The sequence below is a fragment of the Polaromonas sp. Polasp52 genome, assembly GCF_059491565.1.
Map to the genome: position 1 here is coordinate 4,263,590 of NZ_CP168513.1, position 22,500 is coordinate 4,286,089.

At 65.3% G+C, this 22,500-nt stretch carries 20 protein-coding genes; 9 read left to right on the forward strand and 11 right to left on the reverse strand.

The window, feature by feature from the left end; translation table 11 throughout:
• The first annotated feature begins 8 nt into the window (after positions 1-8).
• Together ACEN9P_RS20025 and oppF are read left to right on the forward strand one after the other, a co-directional pair.
• Positions 9-1,013: an oligopeptide/dipeptide ABC transporter ATP-binding protein gene (locus tag ACEN9P_RS20025; protein WP_495620268.1), complete on the forward strand. Its 1,005-nt coding sequence runs from the start codon at positions 9-11 to the stop codon at positions 1,011-1,013.
• A complete protein-coding gene (oppF, locus tag ACEN9P_RS20030) occupies positions 1,006-1,995 on the forward strand; it encodes a murein tripeptide/oligopeptide ABC transporter ATP binding protein OppF (protein WP_495620269.1) in 990 nt (329 codons plus the stop codon). The genes ACEN9P_RS20025 and oppF overlap by 8 nt, the downstream gene beginning before the upstream one ends.
• A gap of 7 nt (positions 1,996-2,002) precedes the next feature.
• Here the strand turns inward: oppF and ACEN9P_RS20035 are convergent, their stop codons facing one another.
• The 5 genes from ACEN9P_RS20035 to ACEN9P_RS20055 all read right to left on the reverse strand — a co-directional run bounded on the left by ACEN9P_RS20035 (position 2,003) and on the right by ACEN9P_RS20055 (position 7,628).
• Entirely contained in the window at positions 2,003-3,013 is a 1,011-nt protein-coding gene (locus tag ACEN9P_RS20035; RefSeq protein ID WP_495620270.1) for a YeiH family protein, read from the reverse strand.
• A gap of 89 nt (positions 3,014-3,102) precedes the next feature.
• Positions 3,103-4,308, reverse strand: a complete 1,206-nt coding sequence (metC, locus tag ACEN9P_RS20040; RefSeq protein WP_495620271.1) for a cystathionine beta-lyase — start codon at positions 4,306-4,308, stop codon at positions 3,103-3,105.
• A 27-nt stretch (positions 4,309-4,335) separates the two neighbouring features.
• Positions 4,336-5,331, reverse strand: a complete 996-nt coding sequence (locus ACEN9P_RS20045) for a Bug family tripartite tricarboxylate transporter substrate binding protein (RefSeq protein WP_477663772.1) — start codon at positions 5,329-5,331, stop codon at positions 4,336-4,338.
• 65 nt (positions 5,332-5,396) lie between these two features.
• Entirely contained in the window at positions 5,397-6,983 is a 1,587-nt protein-coding gene (locus ACEN9P_RS20050) for a rhodanese-like domain-containing protein (RefSeq protein ID WP_495620272.1), read from the reverse strand.
• A gap of 54 nt (positions 6,984-7,037) precedes the next feature.
• On the reverse strand, positions 7,038-7,628 hold the full coding sequence (locus ACEN9P_RS20055) for a cysteine dioxygenase family protein (protein WP_477663770.1): 591 nt from the start codon (positions 7,626-7,628) through the stop codon (positions 7,038-7,040).
• A gap of 130 nt (positions 7,629-7,758) precedes the next feature.
• On the opposite strand from ACEN9P_RS20055, the gene ACEN9P_RS20060 reads away from it, so the two are divergent.
• Together ACEN9P_RS20060 and ACEN9P_RS20065 are read left to right on the forward strand one after the other, a co-directional pair.
• The gene (locus ACEN9P_RS20060; RefSeq protein WP_477663769.1) at positions 7,759-8,670 is read left to right on the forward strand and encodes a LysR substrate-binding domain-containing protein; all 912 of its coding nucleotides are present in this window, start codon (positions 7,759-7,761) and stop codon (positions 8,668-8,670) included.
• Positions 8,671-8,928: 258 nt separating this feature from the next.
• A complete protein-coding gene (locus tag ACEN9P_RS20065; RefSeq protein ID WP_477663768.1) occupies positions 8,929-9,918 on the forward strand; it encodes a Bug family tripartite tricarboxylate transporter substrate binding protein in 990 nt (329 codons plus the stop codon).
• A gap of 21 nt (positions 9,919-9,939) precedes the next feature.
• On the opposite strand, the gene murI is transcribed toward ACEN9P_RS20065, so the two are convergent.
• The gene (gene murI / locus ACEN9P_RS20070) at positions 9,940-10,737 is read right to left on the reverse strand and encodes a glutamate racemase (protein WP_495620273.1); all 798 of its coding nucleotides are present in this window, start codon (positions 10,735-10,737) and stop codon (positions 9,940-9,942) included.
• Positions 10,734-12,284, reverse strand: a complete 1,551-nt coding sequence (locus tag ACEN9P_RS20075; RefSeq protein ID WP_495620274.1) for a fumarate hydratase — start codon at positions 12,282-12,284, stop codon at positions 10,734-10,736. Before ACEN9P_RS20075 ends, murI begins: the two co-directional genes overlap by 4 nt.
• Before the next feature lie 139 nt (positions 12,285-12,423).
• Here ACEN9P_RS20075 and fumC point away from each other — a divergent pair, with 139 nt between their 5' ends.
• Together fumC and nhaA are read left to right on the forward strand one after the other, a co-directional pair.
• The gene (gene fumC / locus ACEN9P_RS20080; protein ID WP_495620275.1) at positions 12,424-13,815 is read left to right on the forward strand and encodes a class II fumarate hydratase; all 1,392 of its coding nucleotides are present in this window, start codon (positions 12,424-12,426) and stop codon (positions 13,813-13,815) included.
• Between the two features lie 164 nt (positions 13,816-13,979).
• Positions 13,980-15,182: a Na+/H+ antiporter NhaA gene (gene nhaA / locus ACEN9P_RS20085; protein WP_495620276.1), complete on the forward strand. Its 1,203-nt coding sequence runs from the start codon at positions 13,980-13,982 to the stop codon at positions 15,180-15,182.
• 3 nt (positions 15,183-15,185) lie between these two features.
• Here the strand turns inward: nhaA and ACEN9P_RS20090 are convergent, their stop codons facing one another.
• A complete protein-coding gene (locus ACEN9P_RS20090; RefSeq protein WP_495620277.1) occupies positions 15,186-15,800 on the reverse strand; it encodes a YqhA family protein in 615 nt (204 codons plus the stop codon).
• Between the two features lie 152 nt (positions 15,801-15,952).
• On the opposite strand from ACEN9P_RS20090, the gene acs reads away from it, so the two are divergent.
• A complete protein-coding gene (gene acs / locus ACEN9P_RS20095; protein ID WP_495620278.1) occupies positions 15,953-17,950 on the forward strand; it encodes an acetate--CoA ligase in 1,998 nt (665 codons plus the stop codon).
• A 268-nt stretch (positions 17,951-18,218) separates the two neighbouring features.
• On the opposite strand, the gene ACEN9P_RS20100 is transcribed toward acs, so the two are convergent.
• Positions 18,219-18,533, reverse strand: coding sequence for a c-type cytochrome (locus ACEN9P_RS20100; RefSeq protein WP_477663761.1), 315 nt, complete (start codon positions 18,531-18,533; stop codon positions 18,219-18,221).
• A gap of 128 nt (positions 18,534-18,661) precedes the next feature.
• On the opposite strand from ACEN9P_RS20100, the gene ACEN9P_RS20105 reads away from it, so the two are divergent.
• Entirely contained in the window at positions 18,662-18,910 is a 249-nt protein-coding gene (locus ACEN9P_RS20105) for a TIGR04438 family Trp-rich protein (protein ID WP_413328417.1), read from the forward strand.
• 141 nt (positions 18,911-19,051) lie between these two features.
• Here the strand turns inward: ACEN9P_RS20105 and ilvD are convergent, their stop codons facing one another.
• The gene (gene ilvD, locus ACEN9P_RS20110; RefSeq protein ID WP_074575323.1) at positions 19,052-20,752 is read right to left on the reverse strand and encodes a dihydroxy-acid dehydratase; all 1,701 of its coding nucleotides are present in this window, start codon (positions 20,750-20,752) and stop codon (positions 19,052-19,054) included.
• A 130-nt stretch (positions 20,753-20,882) separates the two neighbouring features.
• On the opposite strand from ilvD, the gene ACEN9P_RS20115 reads away from it, so the two are divergent.
• Complete coding sequence (locus tag ACEN9P_RS20115) at positions 20,883-21,854, forward strand: LysR family transcriptional regulator (RefSeq protein ID WP_495620279.1); 972 nt, start codon at positions 20,883-20,885, stop codon at positions 21,852-21,854.
• On the opposite strand, the gene ACEN9P_RS20120 is transcribed toward ACEN9P_RS20115, so the two are convergent.
• Positions 21,841-22,410, reverse strand: a complete 570-nt coding sequence (locus ACEN9P_RS20120) for a DUF4124 domain-containing protein (RefSeq protein WP_495620280.1) — start codon at positions 22,408-22,410, stop codon at positions 21,841-21,843. The genes ACEN9P_RS20115 and ACEN9P_RS20120 overlap by 14 nt on opposite strands.
• Between the last annotated feature and the right edge of the window lie 90 nt (positions 22,411-22,500).

The following is a 22,500-nucleotide window of genomic DNA, read 5'->3' on the forward strand; positions in this document are numbered from 1 at the left end:
GCCGCACCATGAGCCTGATCGAAGTCAAGAATCTCGGCGTCCAGTTCCAGACCCAGGACGGGCTGGTCTACGCCGTCAACGGCATCAACTTTTCGCTGGACCGGGGTCAGACCCTGGGCATCGTCGGCGAAAGCGGTTCCGGCAAAAGCCAGAGCGTGCTCGCCATGATGGGCCTGCTGGCCAGCAACGGAAAAGCCACCGGCCAGGCCCTGTACCAGGGCCGCGACCTGCTGGCCATGAAACCGGCCGATCTCAACAAGATACGCGGCAACCGTGTGGCCATGATCTTCCAGGACCCGATGACCTCGCTCAACCCTTACCTCACGGTGGAGCGGCAGATGACCGAGGTGCTGCAGTTCCACAAGGGCCTGGACCGCAAGGCGGCGCGCGCCCGTTCGGTGCAGCTGCTTGATGCTGTCAAGATTCCCGATGCGGCGGGCCGCATCACCCTGTACCCGCATGAGTTTTCGGGCGGCATGCGCCAGCGCGTGATGATCGCGATGGCCTTGCTGTGCGAGCCCGAGGTGCTGATCGCCGACGAACCCACGACCGCGCTGGACGTCACGGTGCAGGCGCAGATCATCGCCTTGCTGCGCGAGCTGCAGCGCGATTTCGGCACCGCCATCATCATGATCACCCACGACCTGGGCGTGGTGGCGGGCCTTTGCGACGAGGTGATGGTGCTCTACGGCGGGCGCGTGATGGAGCAGGGCAGCGCCGACAGTGTTTTTTACCGCGCCTCGCATCCCTATACCGTGGGCCTGCTGGGCGCCATACCGCGCCTGGACGCGGAGGGCGAAACGCTGGTTGCCATCCCCGGCGCGCCGCCGAATATGGCGAAGCTGCCCAGGGGCTGCCCGTTCAGCGAGCGCTGTACCCTGGCCAGCGCGCAATGCGTGGAACTGTTGCCCGCGCTGCTGCCGGCCGAACACGATGCGGCCGTGCTCAGGGCCTGCCATCGCTCTGTCCAGGCGGTGTCGGAACTCGCGGCGAAGGAGGCCAGCCATGCGTGAGGCCACCCAACCCATTCTGTCGGTGCGCGACCTCCAGGTGCACTTCAGGATCAAGGCAGGCGGTGCCTGGCCCTGGTCGCCGGCCCGCATCCTCAAGGCCGTGGACGGTATTTCCTTTGACATCCATGCCGGTGAGACGCTGGGCGTGGTGGGCGAGTCCGGTTGCGGCAAGTCGACGCTGGCGCGCGCGGTGCTGAACCTGATCCCGGCCACCGCCGGCAGCATTGCCTGGATGGGCCGGGAGATGACAACGGCCTCCAGCGATGCTTGGCAGGCGGCCAGGGCGGACATCCAGATGATCTTCCAGGACCCGCTGGCCTCGCTGGACCCGCGCATGACCATCGCGCAAATCATTGCCGAGCCGCTGCGCACGCACCGCCCGGCCATGCCCGAAGTAGAGGTGATGCAGCGCGTCAAGGCCATGATGGGCCGCGTCGGCCTGATGCCGCAACAGATCAACCGCTACCCGCACGAGTTCTCCGGCGGCCAGTGCCAGCGCATAGGCATTGCGCGGGCCCTGATCCTGGAGCCCAAGCTCATCATCTGCGACGAGCCGGTGTCGGCGCTGGACGTCTCCATCCAGGCGCAGATCATCAACCTGCTCAAGGAGCTGCAAAAGTCCATGGGCCTGGCGCTGATCTTCATCGCGCATGACCTGGCCGTCGTCAAACACATCAGCGACCGCATCCTGGTGATGTACCTCGGGCATGAAATGGAAGTGGCGCACAAGAAGGCGCTGTATGCGTCGCCGCGCCATCCCTACACCCAGGCCTTGCTGTCGGCCATCCCGATTCCCGACCCGGCGCTGGAGCGCAAAAAGGTGATCCAGCTGCTGCAGGGCGACCTGCCTTCGCCCATGTCGCCGCCTTCGGGCTGCGTGTTTCGCACGCGCTGCCCGCTGGCGATTGCGCGCTGCGCCGAGGAGGTGCCGGCCTTGCGCCGTCTGAGCGATGAGACGGAGGCTGCCTGCCTGTTGGCCTAGGGGCTCTTTACCGGAAGACGCACAGGTAGGCCGCGAAGATGGCGACCAGCCACAGCGTCTCGACCAGCATCAGCGCCATGGGCCGCCAGCCCAGCTTGACCAGCTCCTCGAAGGAGGTCTTGATGCCCAGCGCCGCGATGGCAACCACCAGGCAGACGCGAGAGACCTGGCCCAGCACCTCGTTGAGCCGCGGCGTGACCACGCCCAGGCTGTTGGCCAGCACCAGCGCCATGAAGCCGACCAGGAAGAAGGGCAGCAGCGGCGTGCGCGGGCCGGCATCGCCGGTGCTGCTGCGCCTGCGCCAGTACCAGGCCAGCACGGCGACCACGGGCACCAGCAGCGTGACGCGAAACAGCTTGACGATCACCGCGACGTCGCCGGTCTCGTGCGACATCATCAGGCCCGCGCCCACGACTTGCGCCACGTCATGGATGGTGCCGCCCAGGAAGATGCCGGCGCCGCTGTCGTCCAGCCGCAAAATCCTGGCCAGCAGCGGGTAGACCACCATGGCCAGCGTCGACAGGCCGGTGACGCCGACCACGGTCAGCAGCGTGTGGCGCTCATTGTCTGGCGTTTTGGGCATGACCGCGGCCACGGCCAGGGCCGCCGATGCGCCGCAGATGGACACCGCCGCGCCGCACAGCAGGCCGAAGTCGGTGCCCAGGCCCAGGCGCCGCGCCAGCCAGGCACCCAGCGCGATGGCGCTGGCAACGGCGATCACCGCGGTGGCCAGCGGCCCCATGCCCAGTTGCCCGATCTGCGCCAGCGTGATGCGCGCGCCCAGCAGGGCCACGCCTATGCGCAGCAGCGTCCTGGCGCAAAACTCGATGCCGGGCCGGCAGCGCGTGTCCTGGTAGAGGAAGTGAAAAGCCAGGCCGAACAGCAGGGCGTACAGCAGCTGCGGGCCGCCGTAGTGCTCGGAAAGAAAGGTCGCGCCCAGCATGATGAGCAGCGGCAGGGCCAGGCCTGGCCACAGGCTGCGGGTGTGAAGAAGCCAGGGACGCGCAGCGCTGGGCATGGTCGTGCAAACCTCGTGGAAAGGAAACGAAGGGAAGAGGCGCCTCAAAGGCGCGCAAGGCATGGAACAGGGGGCTCAAGGCCCCGGAGTCAGGCTTGCAGCGCGGCAAAGCCCTGCTGCAAATCGGCCAGCAGGTCGGCCGGGTCTTCGAGCCCGATGTGCAAGCGCACGATCTGGCCGCGGCCCGACCAGTCGGTCACGCTGCGGGCATTGCGCAAGTTGGCCAGCGTGACCAGGCTTTCATAGCCGCCCCAGGACGCGCCCAGGCCGAACAGCCGCAGGCTGTCGATCAGGCGTTCGGCGGCGGCCTGGTCGAAGCCCTGCTGCAGCTCGAAAGACAGCAGGCCGTTGGTGCCCTTGCAGTCGCGTTGCCAGATGGCATGGCCCGGGTGGCCTGGCAGGGCCGGGCAGAACACGGTCGCCACTTCGCTGCGCGCCTGCAGCCAGGCCGCCACCTTCAGGGCGCCGCTTTCATGCACGGCCAGGCGCGCGGCCATGCTGCGCGTGCCGCGCAGCACCAGCCATGCGTCGTCGGGGCTCACCGTCATGCCGAAGGCGTCGCTGCGCTCGTTCAGCGCCTGCCAGGCGGCTTGCGTGGTGGCGACGGTGCCCATCATCACGTCGGAATGGCCCGACAGGTATTTGGTCGCGGCCATGACCGACACGTCGGCGCCCAGCGCCAGCGGCCGGTACTGGTAGCCGGATCCCCAGGTGTTGTCGGCCACCAGCAGCGCGCCCCGCGCATGGGCGATGGCGGCCAGGCGCGGCAGGTCGCACATCTCGTAGACCAGCGAGCCCGGGCATTCGGTGTACACCATGCGCGTGCCCGGCTCGATTTTTTCTTCCACGACGCTGCCGTCGGCCGCAAAAAAAGTGCAGCGGATGTTGTAGGGCGTGAGGAAGGACTCGACCAGCTTGCGCGCCGGCTCATAGACGCTGTCCGACATCAGCACATGGTCGCCGGGCTTGAGGTAGGCCAGCAGCGTCATCGCGATGGCCGCCAGGCCCGTGGGGAAAAGCCGCGTGCGGTAGGCGCCCTCAAGCTCGCTGACCATGTCTTCCAGCGCGTAATTCGTCGGGTTGCCGCGGGCCCCGTAGGTGAACACGCGCTCCTCGCCGCGCCGCTGGCGCATCTCGCGCTGGTGCGCCGTGCTGTCGAACAGCACGGTGCTGGCGCGCACCACCGGCGGGTTGACCGGCCGTCCGCCCTCATAGGCCGGCTGCTTGCCGGCATGGACCAGGCGGGTCAGGGCGGACGGGCTTGGCAAGTCGGCCGGCGGCGATTTTTGATTCATGTCGGGAAAGCCTTGGTGAATGAACGATCAGTCTAGCTTGGCGCCCGAGAGTTTGACGACGCGCGACCAGCGGGCGATGTCCGCCTTGAGCTGCGCGGCGAAGGCCGCCGAGGTGTTGCCGACCACTTCGCTGCCGCCCTCGGTGATCAGCTTGCTGACTTCCGGCGTCTTCAGGGCGCGCACGATGCTGTCGTGCAGGTAGGCCACGCGCTCAGGGGGCGTGCCCGCGGGCGCGAAGAAACCGTACCAGTCTTCAAAGGTGGTGTTTTTGTAGCCCAGCTCTTCCAAGGTGGGCACCTTGGTGAACACGCCGATGCGGCGCGGGCTGGTGACGGCCAGGGCGCGCATCTTGCCGTTCTGGATGAAGCTGGATACCGAGGCGGTGGAGGTGATGAGCACGTCCACCTGGCCTCCCAGCAGGTCGGTGATGGCAGGCGCCGCGCCCTTGTAGGGCACGTGGGTCATGCCGATGCCGCTGTCCTTTTCCAGCACCACGCCGACCAGGTGCGAGAGCGTGCCGTTGCCCGGCGTGGCGTAGGTGACGCGCCCGCCGGGGGCCTTGGTTTGCGCGGCCAGGTCGGCAAAGCTTTTCAGGGGTGAGTTGCTGGGCACCACCAGCACCAGCGGCGCGGCGTTGATCTGGGTGATAGGCAGGAAGTTCTTCAGCGGATCGAACCCCGGCGAGGCGTAGAGCGTGGGGTTGACGGCCATCAGCGAAACCTGGCCCGTGAGCACGGTGTAGCCGTCGGGCTTGGCGTCGGCCACGGCCTTGGCGCCTATGTTGCCGCCGGCGCCGCCGCGGTTGTCGACGATGGCGCTCTGGCCGGTGATGTCGGACAGGCGGGTGGTCACAAAACGCGTGGTGGCGTCATTGCCGCCGCCGGCCGGGAAGGGCGAGACGAATTTGATGGCCTGGTTGGGGAAGCCGCCGACCTGGGGCATGGGCTGCGCGGAGGCGGCGCCGTGCACGGCGAGCAGGGCGCAGCAAAGTGAGGCGGCGGTGAATTTCAGCTGGGCAAGCATGGGGGCTCCTGAATGGATGGAAGCAAAAATGAAAAAAGAAGAGCGAGGGCGCCGGGCCGGCGGGATCAGGCGTGGGCGACGGCTTCGGGCAGATGAAAGGCCTTGAGTTCCTGCGCGTCGAGCTGCCCGATCAAGTTGACTTCCCAGGCCAGGTACTGGCGGGCCGCTTCCTTGTTGCCGTCGTGCCGGTCGTGCACGAAGAACAGGTAGTCGATGCAGTCGCTGTCGGCCGGAATGTTTTCAGAGGCCTGCAGCGGCAGGCCGGCGGCGCGCCAGCCGTCCAGGCCGCCTTCGAGCAGGCTGGGTTTCAGGCCCAGTGCCTGCAGGTCCACGGCCGCGCACGCCGCCACGGCGGGCTCGTCGGCAATCAGCACCACCGGGCGGTGCTCACCGGCCAGGGCCTGCGCCAGGCGCGGTCGTATCGACCAGCGCGTGCCTGCGATGTGTTTCTGGCGGAACTGCATGCTGGGGCGCAGATCGATGGCGCAGACGCTGCCGTCGGCCAGGCCGTCTTTCAGCGTCTGCGCGCTGGTGGCGGGCAGCGCGGGCAGGCCCACGGGTGCCGCGGCGGGCAGGGCCAGTCCGCTGGCCAGGCCCTGGCCCAGCACGCTGGCATCGTGGCCCAGCTGGCGCAGCCAGCTTGCCACCGTGAGTGCGCGCATGCCGTCGGTGTCGAACAGCACCAGGCGCGCCTTGCGCACGCCCACATACTGGTCGGTGGCCTGGATCAGCTGGCCGCCCGGTGTGTGCTGCGCGCCGGGCAGGCTGCCCTGCGCGAATTCTTCGGGGCTGCGGACGTCGCACAAAAACAGCGTGCGCTGCGTGTCGCCGGCCCAGCCGCGAACCGTCTGCGCGTCGACGACAGGTACGTTGAAGCGCTTTGCCAGCGCCTGGGCTGCCTCGCGCATGCCGGCGGTCCCCTGGAGTTGCACCGATTCGGGGTAGCGGCGCGTGCCGCCGTGCTCGAGCTTGAGGTCGGCCAGGTACCAGCCCTGCGTGCCGTTTTCGAGTGCGGACACGGGGTTGCGCACACCCAGGTTGATCAGCGTCTGCGCACCTATGATGCTGCGCGTGCGGCCCGCGCAGTTGATCACGATGTGGGTGCTCTCGCTGGGTACCAGGTCGCGTATGCGCAGGGCCAGCTCGCCGTTGGGGCAGCTGATCGCCGTCGGGATGTTCATCTTGCGGAACTCCGAGAACGGCCGCCCGTCCAGCACCACGACGTCGTCCTTGCGCTCTATCATGGCCGCCAGTTCGGTCGCACTGACCCGGGGCGTGTGGTAGACCTGCTCGGCCAGTTCGCCGAAAGTCTTGGACGGCACGTTGACGCCCGCGAACAGCGCAAAGCCGGCCGCTTGCCAGCCGGCGGTGCCGCCTTGCAGCACCTGCACATCGCTGTAGCCGATCGCGGCCAGGCGGCGCGCGGCCAGGGGCGCGGCGCCCTTGCCGTCGTCGTCATAGACCACCAGCCGCACGCCTTTGCGCGGCGCCAGGCGCGGCGCATCCAGCTCGAGACGGCTGTAGGGCAGGGTGATGCCGTAAAACAAATGCGACTGGCCGTACTGGCCGTGCTCGCGCACATCGAACAAGGCGATTTCTTCGCCGTCGTGCAGCCAGGCTTTGAGCGTGGCCGCGTCTACAAAACGTGTCATGGAGTAAATGCGTGTGGGTTCGGGAGATTCGAGGGGATCAGACGTACTGGGCGTTCAGCGGCGGGTCTGCACGCCTATGCCCATGGTTTCGTAGGTGCCTTTTTCCAGGTCGTAGCTGGTGCGCGAGGTCAGGGTCTCGAGCGCGCGGCCGTACATGTGCAGGTGGCGTATTACCTGGCCCGCGGGAATTTCCACCGAGTGGATGTCTTCCGGCAGCAGTGCGATGCCCGTGCCGGGCTCGACCACGACGGAGCTGACTTCCTTGAGCTGGGCTTTGCCCGGCACCGAGCCGTCGTCCTGGCGTTCGTACACGCGGTTGAGTTCCGTGCCTTCCACGGCGCTGATGCAGGCCCAGGTGGTGTGGTTGTGCGGCACGATGCGCTTGCCGGGGCGCATCACGTTGAGGTAGAGCGCAAAGCTCTGGTCGGCGTCTTCGGCAATCAGGTAGCGCGCCTGCAGTTCGGGGCTGACGGGAGCGTTGAACTCGGCCTCGCTCCACAGGTCCTTGCGGTCGGCCAGCTGGTTCAGCACCGCCAGCACCTTGGCCAGGGACTGGCGGGTGGCTTCGCCGCTTCCAACAATAAGTTTAATGTTTTCAATGGCGGCGCCAACGGCCTGGCTGCGCTCTGCTTTTGCGGTGTTCATAGGCGTTTCCTGGGTGAAATTCCGGTTTGAAGGGCTTAATATAGTCAAGTCATATTTTTCAAACAACTCAGAAATAGAGATAAACGCATTAGCATTCGTAATATGAAGACAGCCCCGAGGAGGTCCTCGCATGAAAACCCTTGACCTGGAATTGCTGAGGTCGCTGGTCGCCATCGACGAGCAGGACAGCTTTGCCGGCGCCGCAGTCCAGCTGGGCAAGACGCAGTCGGCGGTAACGCAGCAGATGCAGCGCCTGGAAGACCAGATCGGCCACCCGCTGTTTGAAAAACAGGGGCGCAGCAAGCGGCTGACGCCGCACGGGCACAAGCTGCTCGAGTACGCGCGCCACCTGCTGGCCATCAACGACGATGCGCTGCGCAGCCTGCAGCAGGGCAGCCTGGAGGGCGTGCTGCGCATAGGCGCGCCGCACGATGTGGCCGACAACTTGCTGCCGACGCTGTTGGCGCAGGTGGCGCGCGTATCGCCGCTGCTGCAACTGGACATCCATGTGGGGCGCAGCCCCTTCCTGATGGAGTCGCTCAAGCGCGGCGAGATCGACATGAGTATTTCCAACCGCAACGATCCGGGGCTGGACGGCGTGGTGTTGCGCACCTCGCCCACGGTGTGGCTGTGTTCGGCCAACTATGTGCACGACCGCTCCAAGCCGGTGCCCTTGATCCTCGTGGAAGGGCCCAGCGTGTATCACCGGCTGGCGCGCGAGGCGCTGGATGCGGCCGGCATCGCATGGTCGCCCAACTACACGGCTTCCAGCCTGATCGGCATCAAGGCCGCGTTGCGCGCCGGCCTGGGTGTGACCGCGCGCGGCATCGAAACGGCGGGCCCCGAGCTGCGCGTGCTCGGTGAAAACGACGGCCTGCCGCGGCTGCCCGACCTCGACTATTACCTGTTCATCCGCAGGAATGTCATCAACCCGGTCACGCGCAAAGTCTTCGACATGCTCAAGGCCAACCTCGGTTTGATCCGCAGCGCGGCGGACCCGGCCTCGCCTGCGGGCAGGGCAGGGTCGATGCCGGGCGACTAGCGCATCGCCGGCGAATTGCCGGTGTTCTACTTTCTACTTACTTGCTCAAGAGCACTTGCGCCAATCAATAGCGGTCGTGGTTCTCGTAACCATGAGGCCGTAACAAATTGTTGGACGCAAGCCACATGAAGAGGCCAATCGCGCGAACAGATGCGGGACTTGCACCGCCACGGTGTACGCTTGCCGGACGCTGGTGATGCCCGGCATGGGCCGAGGTCATTGGACGTGTATGAGAACACATGCAAGGAGTGAGAGTTAATGTCTGTTTCAAAATTCCCCATCAAGCGGCGCACGCTGCTTGCTGGTTCCGCGGCCACCCTGGCGCTTGGCGCCGCACCCGCATGGGCCGCCTATCCCGACAAACCCATCAAGATCATCGTTCCCTGGGCGGCCGGCGGCAGCACTGACGCCATCACCCGTGTGCTTGCGCAGCGCCTGAGCGACGGCTTGAAGCAGCCCGTGATCGTCGACAACAAGCCGGGCGGCGCGGGCCACGTCGGCATTGACCAGGCCGCCAAGTCGGCACCCGACGGCTACACGCTGGCGATCGTCGAGCTGTCCCATGTGTACGCACCCGCGGTGGTCGCCAACCTGCCTTACGACATGCTGCGCGACTTCACGCCGATCACGCTGGTGGGCACCTCGCCCATGGTGTTGTTCACCGGCCCTGAAGTCACCGACTTCAAGACCTTCCTGAAAACCTCCGCGAACACCAAGGGCGGACCGCCCGCCATGGCGAACAGCGGCACGGGATCGATCAGCCACCTGGTCGGCGAGCTGTTCTCCCAGGAAACCAAAATCAAGTTCAACATGGTGCCTTACCGCGGTGGCGCGCCGGCCATGGTGGACCTGGCTGCCGGCCAGGTGGGTTCCTATTTCGCCACGCTGGCAACCGGCTCCAGCCTGATGGCTTCGGGCAAGGTCAAGGCGCTGGCCGTCACGGGCCGCAAACGCTCCGACGTTCCCATCCTGCGCTCGCTGCCGACGATGACCGAACTCGGCCTGAAAAACATGGACGTCGCCCAGTGGTGGGCATTGGTTGCTCCGGCAACCACGCCGCTGGAAGTCACCGAGCGCCTTCGCCTGGAACTGCTGTCCGCGATGTCGGATTTGAAGGTGGTGGAGCGCATGTCGGCCCTGGGCGTGGAAATGAAGGGCACCTCGCGCGACCAGTTGCGCGGCTTCCTGCGCTCGGAGTCCGAGCGCTGGCGCACCCTGGCCCGCAACGTGGGCCTCAAGCCGCAATAAGCGGCACCCGGCGCGATAGCACTACAGGCCCAGCCAGCGTTGCGCGGCCGCCTGCAGCGCCTCTTGCGCGCCTGTGGTCAGCAAGGTGGTGTGGCCGGGCAAATCGCCCGGCTGCAACTGCCCGGCGGCCTGCAGCAGACGGCGGGCCTGCCGCGCGACAGGTTCGCCGGTTTCCACCAGCCGGACATCGGCGCCCACCAGCGCCTGCAGCGTGTCCCACGCGAAAGCGTAATGCGTGCAGCCCAGCACCAGGGTATCCATCTGGCCGGCCTGGCTGCCGAAGGGCCCCATCGCCCGCGTGTATTGCTCGCACAGCGCGCGGACCCGCGCAAGGTCATGGTTCTGTATCGCATCGGCCAGCCCGTCGCAGGGCTGCAGGATGAACTCGGCCTGGCCTTTCAATGAGTCGTGCAGGGTGCGCAGCTTGGTGCTGGCCACCGTGCCGTGTGTCGCCATCACGCCTATGCGGCCTGTCCTGCTCAAGGCGGCGGCCGGCTTGAGTGCCGGCTCCACGCCGACCAGCGGCAGGTCCGGGTGCTCGGCGCGCACAAGATGGGCGGCGGCCGCCGTTGCGGTGTTGCAGGCGATCACCAGCGCCTTGATTGCATGCTCGTCGCGCAATTGGTGCACGACGGCGCGCGTGCGCTCTATGACAAAAGCGTCGCCGCGTTCGCCATAGGGCGCAAAGCCCGCATCGGCCAGGTAGACGAAAGACTCGGCGGGCAGTTGCGCCCGCAGCGCCTTGAGGATGCTCAGGCCGCCCACGCCGCTGTCAAAAACACCGACGGGCCGATCGGCGCCGGCCTGTCCTTCGCTCACGCCGCCGCGACGGGAATGTTTTTGAATTCGCCGCTGGCGATTTTTTTCTGCCATTCGGCCGGGCCGGTGATGTGGGCGCTGGTGCCGCCCGAGTCCACCGCCACGGTCACGGGCATGTCGACCACGTCGAATTCGTAAATCGCTTCCATGCCCAGGTCGGCGAAACCGATCACCTTGGCGGTCTTGATGGCCTTGCTGACGAGGTAGGCGGCGCCGCCCACGGCCATCAGGTAGGCGCTCTTGTGTTTCTTGATGGCCTCGATGGCGACCGGGCCGCGCTCGGACTTGCCGATCATGGAGATCAGGCCGGTTTCAGCCAGCATCATTTCCGTGAAGCCGTCCATGCGCGTGGCGGTGGTCGGGCCGGCCGGGCCCACGGCTTCGTCGCGCACCGGGTCGACCGGGCCGACGTAGTAGATGACACGGTTGGTGAAATCGACCGGCAGCTTTTCGCCCTTGGCCAGCATGCCCTGAATGCGCTTGTGCGCGGCGTCGCGGCCGGTCAGCATCTTGCCGTTGAGCAGCAGGGTCTGGCCGGGTTTCCAGCTGGCGACTTCTTCCCTGGTGAGCGTGTTGAGGTTGACCTTTTTGCTCTTGTTGTAGTCGGGTGCCCAGTTCACGTTGGGCCACAGGTCCAGCGAAGGCGGGTCCAGGTAGACCGGGCCGCTGCCGTCCATCACGAAGTGGGCGTGGCGCGTGGCGGCGCAGTTGGGGATCATGGCCACCGGCTTGCTGGCCGCATGTGTGGGGTACATCTTGATCTTGATGTCGAGCACGGTGGTGAGGCCCCCTAGGCCTTGCGCGCCTATGCCCAGCGCGTTGACTTTCTCGAACAGCTCCAGGCGCAGCTCTTCGGTCTTGCTCAGTGGGGCGCCCGAGGACGACTTGGCCTGCAGTTCGTACATGTCCAGGTCGTCCATCAGGCTTTCCTTGGCCATCAGCACGGCTTTTTCGGCGGTGCCGCCTATGCCTATGCCCAGCATGCCGGGCGGGCACCAGCCGGCGCCCATGGTGGGCACGGTCTTGAGCACCCAGTCGACCACCGAGTCGCCGGGGTTGAGCATCACGAGCTTGCTTTTGTTTTCGCTGCCGCCGCCCTTGGCGGCCACGGTGACGTCGACCTTGTCGCCGGGCACCAGCTCGGTGAAGATCACGGCCGGTGTGTTGTCCTTGGTGTTCTTGCGCTCGAACTGCGGGTCGGCGACGACCGAGGCGCGGAGGGTGTTGTCGGGGTGGTTGTAGCCGCGGCGCACGCCTTCGTTGACGGCGTCGTCAATGCTGCCGGTAAAGCCTTCCCAGCGCACGTCCATGCCGATCTTGAGGAACACGTTGACGATGCCGGTGTCCTGGCAGATGGGGCGCTGGCCGGTGGCGCTCATCTTGCTGTTGGTCAGGATCTGCGCGATCGCGTCCTTGGCCGCCGGGCTTTGCTCGCGCTCGTAAGCGCGCGCCAGGTGGGCGATGTAGTCCGTGGGGTGGTAGTAGCTGATGTACTGCAGCGCGGCGGCTACGGATTCTATGAGGTCGGCTTGCTTGATCGTGGTCATGATGGGGTGGGGGTCGTCGTTTTGGGGAATTCGGGCAAACCTTGCAATTATCCGTCTTCGCAAAACCCCTCAGATGAGAATTCTTCTCGTCTGCGGTCATACTTCAGTTTTCCCCTTTTTTGACAGCGCAGGACATTCCATGACGACAAGCAGCAGCACGCGCACCGAGCGCGACACCTTCGGCCCTATCGCGGTGCCGTCCGACAAACTCTGGGGCGCGCAGACACAGCGTTCCCTGCAGAACTTCGACATCTCGGGCGAGCAGCAGCCGCGCGAGATCATCAAGGCGCTGGCCCAGGTCAAGCGCTCGTCGGCCAGGGTCAACCACGCGCTGGGCCTGCAGGACGAGAAAAAAACCCAGGCCATCGTGGCCGCGGCCGACGAGGTGATCGCGGGCCAGCATGCGGACGAGTTCCCGCTGGTGGTCTGGCAGACCGGTTCAGGCACGCAGACCAATATGAACGTCAACGAGGTGCTGGCCAACCGCGCGAGCGAAATCCTGGGCGGCGAGCGCGGCGAAGGCCGGCTGGTGCACCCCAACGACGATGTCAACCGCAGCCAGTCCTCCAATGACGTCTTCCCGACCGCCATGCATGTCGCCGCGGTGGAGGCGCTGACCCACAAGCTGCTGCCGGCCATTGCGAAGCTGCGCGCCACGCTGGCGAAAAAAGCCCAGGACTTCGACGGCATCGTCAAGATTGGCCGCACCCATTTGCAGGACGCCACGCCGCTCACGCTGGGCCAGGAGTTTTCGGGCTATGTGGCGCAACTGGACCACGGCGAAAAACATGTGCGCGCCGCCTTGCCGCACCTGTGCGAACTGGCGCTGGGCGGCACTGCCGTCGGCACTGGCCTGAACGCGCCCAAGGGCTATGCTGTGCAGGTGGCGGCCGAGCTGGCCGCGCTCACGGGCCTGCCTTTCGTCACGGCGCCCAACAAGTTCGAGGCGCTGGCGTCGGTCGACGGCCTGGTGCATGCGCACGGCGCGCTCAAGACCCTGGCGGCCAGCATGATGAAAATCGCCAACGACGTGCGCTGGCTGGCCAGCGGCCCGCGCAGCGGCATCGGCGAGCTCAGCATTCCCGAAAACGAACCCGGCTCGTCCATCATGCCGGGCAAGGTCAACCCGACGCAGAGCGAAGCCGTCACCATGCTGGCGGCCCAGGTGTTCGGCAACGACGTGGCCATCAACTTCGGCGGCGCTTCGGGCAACTTCGAGCTCAATGTGTTCAGGCCCATGGTGGCGCACAACTTTTTGCAGAGCGTGCGCCTGCTGGCCGACGGCATGGTGAGCTTCAACGACCACTGCGCCGTGGGCATCGAGCCGAACCGCGAACGCATCACCGAACTGGTGGATCGCTCGCTGATGCTGGTGACGGCGCTGAACACCCATATCGGCTATGACAAGGCCGCCTTCATCGCCAAAAAAGCGCACAAGGAAGGCAGCAGCCTGCGCGATGCGGCGCTGGCCTCGGGTTTTGTCACGGGTGAGCAGTTTGACCAGTGGGTTGTCCCCGGGAATATGGTCTGACCCCCGTCCAGGGGAGGTAGGCCCCCCCCCGTCGGACGCTCACTTCGTGTAGCGCCTTCCCCCCTTGCAGGGGGCGGCGCCTGCGGCCTGGCAAAGCCAGTTCCGCGGCCCCTGCTGGTGGGGGAGTACACGGTCGTGAGTCTGTGTGTCTGGGACAATAGGCGATGCTCAAATTTGTCCACCGCACGCTGAACCAGTTCATCAACTCGCAGTCGCTGTCGGGCGTGGTGCTGGCGCTGGCGGCCGTGCTGGCGCTGGTCGCCAGCAACTCGCCGTGGAGCGAGGCCTATATGCGCTTTGTGGAGCTGCCCGGCGAGCTGCGCCTGGGCTCCGACGCGCTGCTGCTGTCCAAGTCGCTGCTGCATTGGGTTAACGACCTGTGGATGGCGGTGTTCTTTTTCCTGGTGGGGCTGGAGATCAAGCGCGAGCTGCTGGACGGCGAATTGGCTTCGCGCAGCCAGGCCCTGCTGCCGGTGGGCGCGGCGCTGGGCGGCATGGTGGCGCCGGCGCTCATCTATGTGGCGATCAATGCCGGCAATCCCGTCGCGCTGCGCGGCTGGGCCATTCCGGCGGCCACCGACATCGCGTTCGCGCTGGGCATCCTGGTGCTGCTGGGTAGCCGGGTGCCGGCTTCGCTCAAGGTGTTTTTGACGGCCGTCGCCATCATTGACGACCTGGGGGCCATCCTCATCATTGCCTTCTTCTATACCGACAAGCTTTCCTTGTCGGCCCTGGCCGCCGCGGGCGCGGGCGTGCTGGTGCTGCTGGCCCTGAACCGCGCGAAGGTCATGGCGATAAGCCCTTATGTCGCGGTGGGGCTGGTGATCTGGCTCTTTGTCTACAAATCGGGCATACACGCCACCTTGGCCGGGGTGGTCACCGCGCTGGCGATTCCGCTGTCCGACGGCAAGGGCGGCTCGCCGCTCAAGGCGGCCGAGCACGCGCTGCATCCCTGGGTGGCGTTTGCGGTGCTGCCCATGTTCGCCTTTGTCAACGCCGGGGTGTCGCTGCAGGGCGTGACGCCGGCGACCTTGCTGCAAAGCGTGCCCATGGGCATCACGCTGGGCCTGCTGGTGGGCAAGGCGATAGGTGTGTTCGGCGCGTCCTGGCTGCTGATCCGCTTTGCCGGCGCGCGCCTGCCGGCAGGCGCCGGCTGGCGGCAGTTTTTCGGTGTCTGCCTGCTCTGCGGCGTGGGTTTCACCATGAGCCTCTTCATAGGCGCGCTGGCCTTTGCCGGCCAGGATGCCGCCTATGAAACGCAGCTCAAGCTGGGGGTGCTCTGCGGCTCGCTGCTGTCCGGCGCGCTGGGCGCGCTGATGCTGTTGCGCAGCAGCAGCGCCGTGGAGGCGGTGAAAACGCCCGCCTGAGGCTCAGTGCTTTTGCGCGGCGATGCCCGACATGATCTTGTCGGTGTAGGCGATCGCAATGGCCGACAGCAGGAAGGTGATGTGGATCACGGTCTGCGCGATCAGGACCTTGTCGGTGTAGTTGTCGGCGTTGATGAAGGTCTTGAGCAGGTGGATGGAACTGATGCCGATGATGGCTGTGGCCAGCTTGACCTTGAGCACCGAGGCGTTCACATGGCTCAGCCATTCCGGCTGGTCGCGGTGGCCTTCAAGGTTCATGCGGCTCACAAAGGTTTCGTAGCCGCCGACGATGACCATGATCAGCAGGTTGGAGATCATGACCACGTCGATCAGGGCCAGCACCACCAGCATGATGACCGTCTCGTTGAGCGACACGACGGGTATGGCGGTCTTGTAGCCTATGCTGGTGATCAGCGATTGCAGGGCGGCCTGGCTGCCGAAGGCGGCTTCTATCAGGTGCCACAATTCGACCAGGAAGTGCATCACGTACACCGCCTGCGCGGCGATCAGGCCCAGGTAGAGCGGCAACTGCAGCCAGCGGCTGGCGAAAATCAGGTTGGGCAGCGGGCGCAGCGGGGAGATTTCTCCGGAGGGTTGGGCTTGGGTAGGTTCAGTCATGATGGCGTAAGCTGGGAGGGTTGCGGCATTGTAAGAGGGCGGCCTGCCATCCCCGGATTTGATGTATTTGTAAGGTTCAAGCCAGTCAGTGGCTTGTAAGTGCGGCAGAAGACAGTACCACGCATTCAGTGACAAACAGGAGACAAAGCCAAATGAGCGCCCCTAATTCCGCGATTGAATCAACCCTGGTGGAGAACCGCATTTTTCCGCCCGCCGCCGCCACCGTGAAGGCCGCGCGCATTTCGGGCATGCCGGCCTACCAGGCTTTGTGCGCCGAGGCTGAAAAGGATTTTGAGGGTTTCTGGGCGCGCCTGGCGCGTGACAACCTCAGCTGGAAAAAGCCCTTCACGAAGACGTTGGACGAATCCGCGGCGCCCTTCTACAAATGGTTTGCCGACGGTGAGCTCAACGCCTCCTACAACTGCCTGGACCGCCACCTGGGCACGCCGACCGAGAACAAAAAGGCCATCATTTTCGAAAGCGACGACGGCAAGGTCACAAACGTCACTTACAAGGAACTGCACGCCAAGGTCAGCCAGTTCGCCAGCGCGCTGAAAGGCGCGGGCATCAAGAAGGGCGACCGGGTCATCATCTACATGCCGATGACGGTCGAAGGCGTGGTGGCCATGCAGGCCTGCGCGCGCATAGGCGCCACGCATTCCGTCGTATTCGGCGGCTTCTCGGCCAAGAGTTTGCAGGAGCGCATCCAGGACGCCGGCGCCGTGGCCGTCATCACCGCCAACTACCAGCTGCGCGGCGGCAAGGAGTTGCCGCTCAAGGCCATCGTCGACGAAGGCATCGCCATGGGCGGCTGCGAGTCGATCAAAAACGTGATCGTCTACCAGCGCACCGCCACGGCCTGCAATATGGTGGCCGGGCGCGACAGCCTGATGCACGAAATCACTGCCAAGGCGGCGACGGTGTGCGAACCCGAATTCGTCGGTGCCGAGCACCCGCTGTTCATTCTTTACACCTCGGGCTCGACCGGCAAACCCAAGGGCGTGCAGCACAGCACCGGTGGTTACCTGCTCTGGGCCAAGCTCACGATGGACTGGACCTTCGACATCCAGCCCGCCGACGTGTTCTGGTGCACGGCCGACATCGGCTGGATCACCGGCCACACCTATGTGGCTTACGGCCCGCTGGCCGCTGGCGCGACGCAGATCATCTTTGAAGGCATCCCGACCTTCCCGAACGCCGGGCGCTTCTGGCAGATGATCGAAAAGCACAAGGTCACGATTTTCTACACCGCGCCCACGGCGATTCGTTCGCTGATCAAGGCCGCCGAGGCCGACGAGAAAGTGCACCCGGCGCGCTCCGACCTCAGCAGCCTGCGCATCCTGGGCTCGGTGGGCGAGCCCATCAATCCCGAAGCCTGGATGTGGTACTACAAAAACGTGGGCGGCGAGCGCTGCCCCATCGTGGACACCTTCTGGCAAACCGAAACCGGCGGCCACATGATCACGCCGCTGCCCGGCGCCACACCGCTGGTGCCCGGCAGTTGCACCCTGCCGCTGCCCGGCATCATGACCGCCATCGTCGATGAAACCGGCAAGGACCTGCCCAACGGCTCGGGCGGCATGCTGGTCGTCAAACGCCCCTGGCCGTCCATGATCCGCACCATCTGGAACGATCCGGAGCGTTTCAAGAAGAGCTATTTCCCCGAAGAAATGGGCGGCACGATTTACCTGGCCGGCGACGGCGCGGTGCGCAACGCCGACAACGGCTACTTCCGCATCACCGGCCGCATTGACGACGTGCTCAACGTCTCGGGCCACCGCATGGGCACCATGGAAATCGAATCGGCACTGGTGGCGCATTCCGCGCTGGTGGCCGAAGCCGCCGTCGTGGGCCGGCCCGACGACCTGACCGGCGAAGCCATCGTGGCCTTCGTGGTGCTCAAGCGCGCGCGCCCCACGGGCGAGGAGGCCAAGGCCATCGCCAAGGAACTTCGCGATTGGGTCGGCAAGGAAATCGGACCCATCGCCAAGCCCAAGGACATCCGCTTCGGCGACAACCTGCCCAAGACACGCAGCGGCAAGATCATGCGCCGCCTGCTGCGCGGCATCGCCAAGGGCGAGGCCATCACGCAGGACACGTCGACTTTAGAAAACCCCGCCATCCTCGATCAGCTGTCGGAAAGACAGTGATCGAGGGCGGCGAAGCCGCGCCAGCGAAGCTGTGGCGGGGGAAGGGGACACTCATATCGCAAAGCGATGTGATGTGGCCACAAAACCCCGCCATCCTCGATCAGCTGTCGGAAAGACAGTGATCGAGGGCGGCGAAGCCGCGCCAGCGGAGCTGTGATGTGGCCACAGAATCCGGCGATTCTGGAGCAATTGGCTGAAAAGCAGTAGCTGGAGGCGCCAATGAAAAAAGCCCGTCATCGACGGGCTTTTTTGCGGGCTTGCGAGCCGCTTATTTGGTTGCCAGGACCCAGGCGGCCAGTTTCTTGGCTTCTTCAGGGTTGACCTGCGCATTCGCGGGCATGGGGACCGGGCCCCAGACGCCGGAACCGCCCTTGATGATTTTGGCGGCCAGCTTGTCGGCGGCGTCTTTCTGGCCGGCGTACTTGGCGGCGACATCCTTGTAGGAGGGGCCGACCAGCTTCTTGTCGATGGCGTGGCAGGCCATGCAGTTCTTGGCGGTAGCCAATTGCAGGTCGGCCAGGGCTGGCGTCGACACGGCAAAACCCGCGGTCACAAAAGCGATTACCGAAAGAATGCGTTTCATGGATTGTCCTCGTGGGGGGAAGTTGTGGATTCGGTTACAGTCAATCAACGTGATTGTAGTGGTGCCGGTTGACCCTTGTTTCAAGGGGATACCCCTTGGCGCAGGTGGACATATTCAGGAGAAATTTCATGTTTTTTTTATTGCTGGGCATTGCCGCGTTGTTGCTTAAATACCTGGAGATTGGGCCGGTAGCCACTTTGAACTGGTTCATCGTGCTGTCTCCCTTTGCAATGGCCGTCGCCTGGTGGGCCTGGGCCGATGCATCGGGTTATACCAAGCGCAGGGAAATCGACAAGATGGCCAAGCGCAAGGACGACCGGATTGAAAAACAGCGTGAAGCCATGGGTATGCTCTCGGCCAAAAAGAGGAAGAAGTAGGTCCGAGCGGCTGCAGATCCTTCCTTCAAGGTACCACACCAATTTATCCGCTGTTCGCAAACGGCGAGGCGGTTCAAAGCAAAGAGCCCGTGAAGTCTGTAACTTCACGGGCTCTTGTCGTTTCTGTGGACCGGGGTCAGTTCAATAGTCGTCCAGCACCGCGCCCTTGCTGGCACTGGAGGCATTGAAGGCAAACTTGGCCTGTACGCCGCGGGTGTAACGCGGCGCCGGAGCCTTCCAGCCGACCTTGCGTTTGGCCAGTTCGGCATCGCTGATGTTCAGCTGCAGCAAGAGCTGCTTGGAATCGATGGTGATGGAGTCGCCTTCGTTGATGAAGGCGATGTTGCCGCCGGCCGCGGCTTCTGGCGCGACGTGGCCGACCACCATGCCCCAGGTGCCGCCGGAGAAGCGGCCGTCGGTGATCAGGCCCACGCTTTCACCGAGGCCGGCGCCTATCAGCGCGCCGGTGGGGGCCAGCATTTCAGGCATGCCGGGCCCGCCCTTGGGGCCGAGGTAGCGCAGCACCATCACGTCGCCGGCCTTGATCTTGCCGGCCAGAATCGCGGCCAGGGCCGACTGCTCGTCGTCAAACACGCGCGCCGGGCCGGTCATGACCGGGTTTTTCAGGCCGGTGATCTTGGCGACGCAGCCCTCGGGCGAGAGGTTGCCCTTGAGGATGGCCAGGTGGCCCTGGGCGTACATGGGCTTGTCGATGGGGCGGATCACGTCCTGGTCGGCGCGAGGCACGTCGGGCACGTCCTTGAGCGTCTCGGCAATGGTCTGGCCGGAAATCGTCAGGCAGTCGCCATGCAGCAGGCCGGCGGCCAGCAGTGTTTTCATGACCTGGGGAATGCCGCCGGCGCGGTGCAGATCCACAGCGAGGTATTTGCCCGAGGGCTTGAGGTCGCACAGCACCGGCGTGCGCTGGCGCACGCGCTCGAAGTCGTCGATCGTCCATTCCACGCCGGCCGCGTGGGCGATGGCCAGGAAGTGGAGCACGGCGTTGGTGGAGCCGCCGGTGGCCATGATCACGGCGACTGCGTTTTCAATCGCCTTCTTGGTGACGATGTCGCGCGGTTTGATGTCTTTTTTGATGGCCTCGACCAGAACCTTGGCCGACTCCTTGGCCGAGTTCATTTTCTCGTCGTGCGGATTGGCCATGGTGCTGGAGTAGGGCAGCGAAATACCCAGGGCCTCGAAGGCGCTGGACATGGTATTGGCCGTGTACATGCCGCCGCAACTGCCGGTGCCGGGGATGGCGCGGCGCTCGATCTCCAGCAGGTCTTCGTCGCTCATGCGGCCGGCGGCGTTTTCACCCACGGCTTCGAACACGCTGACGATGTTGAGGTCCTTGCCCTTGTAGCTGCCCGGCAGGATGGTGCCGCCGTAAACGTAGATTGCAGGCACGTTAGCGCGCAGCATGCCCATCAGGCCGCCCGGCATGTTCTTGTCGCAGCCGCCGACCACCAGCACGCCGTCCATCCACTGGCCCTGCACACAGGTTTCGATGCAGTCCGAGATCACCTCGCGGCTCACCAGCGAATATTTCATGCCTTCGGTGCCCATGGCCATGCCGTCGGAGATGGTGGGCGTGCCGAAGACCTGGGCGTTGCCGCCGGCCTCCTCGATGCCGGCAATCGCCGCATCCGCCAGTTTTTGCAGGCCGCTGTTGCAGGGCGTGATGGTGCTGTGGCCGTTGGCCACGCCGACCATGGGCTTTTTGAAATCGTCGGCCTCGTAACCCATGGCGTAGTACATGGAGCGGTTGGGCGCGCGCGATTTGCCCTCGGTGATGTTTTTGCTGCGCGGGTTGGCAACGATGTTGACGGTTTTGGTGTTCATGGTGCGTCTCGTGGTGGATGTCTGTTTGGGTGTGGCCGGGCTGCGCCGTGGCACTCAGGAATGCAGAGTATGCGTGCTTTGATTGATTCTTTCCAATCCATTATTTATGATCTATTAATATGTAATGCATATGAATGATGCCCTCAATGCCGTGCACACGGCGTCCCGCAAACCACCCCTGATCGAGCTTCGCCTATGGCGCCAGTTCCTGGCCGTGGCCGAGGAATTGCACTTCGGCCGCGCGGCGCTGCGCCTGAGCATGACCCAGCCGCCGCTCACCCAAGCCATTGCCCAGCTGGAGGCCTTGCTGGGCCTGAAGTTGTTCGACCGCACCAAGCGCAGCGTGCAGCTCACGGCGGCGGGTGCCGCCCTGGTGCCCGAGGCGCGCGACCTGCTGGCGCGCGCCCAGGCCTTGCCGGCGTATGCGCGCGCCAGCGCCGACGGCGAGGCGGGGCGCTTGCGGCTGGCTTTTGTCTCCACGGTGGGTTTCGAGTTGCTGCCGCGCTGGGTGCGCGCTTTTCGCGAGCACTACCCGAAAGTGCAGCTGGAACTGCTGGAGGCGACCGGCGACGTGCAATTGCAGGCCTTTGAGCGCGGCGAGATCGACGCGGGCTTCATGCTGCATTCCCCTGGTTTTGCGCCGCCCGGCTTGGCCTGCCGGCGCATCAGCCAGGACCCGCTGGTGGTGGCGCTGCCCGAGCAGCACCCGCTGGCAAACAAGGCTGCACTCACCCTTGCGGACCTGTTGGACCAGGCGCTGGTGATTTTTCCGCGGCGCATCGTTCCTTCGCTCTACGACGCGATTTTTGCGATGTATCACGCGGCCGGGCAATTGCCGCAGGTCGCGCAGGAAGCCATCCAGATGCAGACCATCGTGAACCTGGTATCTGCCGGGCTGGGCGTGGCCTGGGTGCCCGAGAGCGTGCGGCAATTCCAGCGGCCCGGCGTGGTGTACCGCAGCCTGCCGGCCGGCAGGCCTTCCGCGCGCGGTGGGGCTCGGGGGGGGGCAGTCGCGGTACCCGGCTGCGAGACCAGCTTGGTCTGGCCGGTCGCCAGCGCCAACCCGGCGCTCGCGCGCTTCGCGGCTTTTATCGGCGAGTAGACCGGTAAAAGGCTTCGTCCTGTTCGCGTTGCCGGCGCGCCGCCACCGCGCTTTGCTGCTGCTGTCTTTCCGACGCGGTGAGTTCGCGCTGCTCCATCCTGCGCTGGGCTATTTCGCCGGGGCTGCTGCAGCGCGCGCCATGGTTGGCCTCGCAGTTGGCAATGATTTGTTTGTCGGTGAGCGGGGCCTGGGCAGCGCCTTTGCGCAAGCCGCCCGGTGCCGGGGACGAGCCCTGGCGCGATGTGTTGGCGGAGGCGTCCGCGGCCGCCCGCGCGTCGGCGGCTGCGTTTTCCGCCGCCCAGTCTTTTGGCGCGGCAGCGGCAGCAGCAGCGCCATTGCCATAGGGCCCGCCCTCGGCCGGCATCGGGGGCGCGGCGGACCTTGTGGGCGCCTGCATGATGAGCTTTTCGCTGCCGCCTTGGGCCGCGCAAGGTATTTGCGAAAAGATTTTTTTGCCGTTCGCGTCCAGGCATTGGTAGACCTGCGCGGTGGCAGGCTGCATGAAGAACAGGCCCAGCAGGCCGAAAGCAAGGGCAGGGTGAAGGGCGTTGCGCATGGGCGGTATCCGTGACGGTGTTGCCGGCAGTCTAATCCAATGCCGTCTTCGCGTAAGCCCTTTCCTACGAGGCATGCGTGCAAAATACCG

Excerpts from the sequence above, each read along its gene's own strand:
- ACEN9P_RS20120 (WP_495620280.1), bottom strand. The coding sequence starts at position 22,410 with ATGCGCAACGCCCTTCACCCTGCCCTTGCTTTCGGCCTGCTGGGCCTG.
- metC (WP_495620271.1), bottom strand. The coding sequence starts at position 4,308 with ATGAATCAAAAATCGCCGCCGGCCGACTTGCCAAGCCCGTCCGCCCTG.
- oppF (WP_495620269.1), top strand. The coding sequence starts at position 1,006 with ATGCGTGAGGCCACCCAACCCATTCTGTCGGTGCGCGACCTCCAGGTG.
- ACEN9P_RS20050 (WP_495620272.1), bottom strand. The coding sequence starts at position 6,983 with ATGACACGTTTTGTAGACGCGGCCACGCTCAAAGCCTGGCTGCACGAC.
- ilvD (WP_074575323.1), bottom strand. The coding sequence starts at position 20,752 with ATGAACACCAAAACCGTCAACATCGTTGCCAACCCGCGCAGCAAAAAC.
- acs (WP_495620278.1), top strand. The coding sequence starts at position 15,953 with ATGAGCGCCCCTAATTCCGCGATTGAATCAACCCTGGTGGAGAACCGC.
- fumC (WP_495620275.1), top strand. The coding sequence starts at position 12,424 with ATGACGACAAGCAGCAGCACGCGCACCGAGCGCGACACCTTCGGCCCT.
- ACEN9P_RS20045 (WP_477663772.1), bottom strand. The coding sequence starts at position 5,331 with ATGCTTGCCCAGCTGAAATTCACCGCCGCCTCACTTTGCTGCGCCCTG.
- ACEN9P_RS20065 (WP_477663768.1), top strand. The coding sequence starts at position 8,929 with ATGTCTGTTTCAAAATTCCCCATCAAGCGGCGCACGCTGCTTGCTGGT.
- ACEN9P_RS20035 (WP_495620270.1), bottom strand. The coding sequence starts at position 3,013 with ATGCCCAGCGCTGCGCGTCCCTGGCTTCTTCACACCCGCAGCCTGTGG.
- ACEN9P_RS20105 (WP_413328417.1), top strand. The coding sequence starts at position 18,662 with ATGTTTTTTTTATTGCTGGGCATTGCCGCGTTGTTGCTTAAATACCTG.
- ACEN9P_RS20090 (WP_495620277.1), bottom strand. The coding sequence starts at position 15,800 with ATGACTGAACCTACCCAAGCCCAACCCTCCGGAGAAATCTCCCCGCTG.
- ACEN9P_RS20100 (WP_477663761.1), bottom strand. The coding sequence starts at position 18,533 with ATGAAACGCATTCTTTCGGTAATCGCTTTTGTGACCGCGGGTTTTGCC.
- ACEN9P_RS20115 (WP_495620279.1), top strand. The coding sequence starts at position 20,883 with ATGAATGATGCCCTCAATGCCGTGCACACGGCGTCCCGCAAACCACCC.
- ACEN9P_RS20075 (WP_495620274.1), bottom strand. The coding sequence starts at position 12,284 with ATGACCACGATCAAGCAAGCCGACCTCATAGAATCCGTAGCCGCCGCG.
- nhaA (WP_495620276.1), top strand. The coding sequence starts at position 13,980 with ATGCTCAAATTTGTCCACCGCACGCTGAACCAGTTCATCAACTCGCAG.
- ACEN9P_RS20055 (WP_477663770.1), bottom strand. The coding sequence starts at position 7,628 with ATGAACACCGCAAAAGCAGAGCGCAGCCAGGCCGTTGGCGCCGCCATT.
- ACEN9P_RS20025 (WP_495620268.1), top strand. The coding sequence starts at position 9 with ATGAGCCTGATCGAAGTCAAGAATCTCGGCGTCCAGTTCCAGACCCAG.
- ACEN9P_RS20060 (WP_477663769.1), top strand. The coding sequence starts at position 7,759 with ATGAAAACCCTTGACCTGGAATTGCTGAGGTCGCTGGTCGCCATCGAC.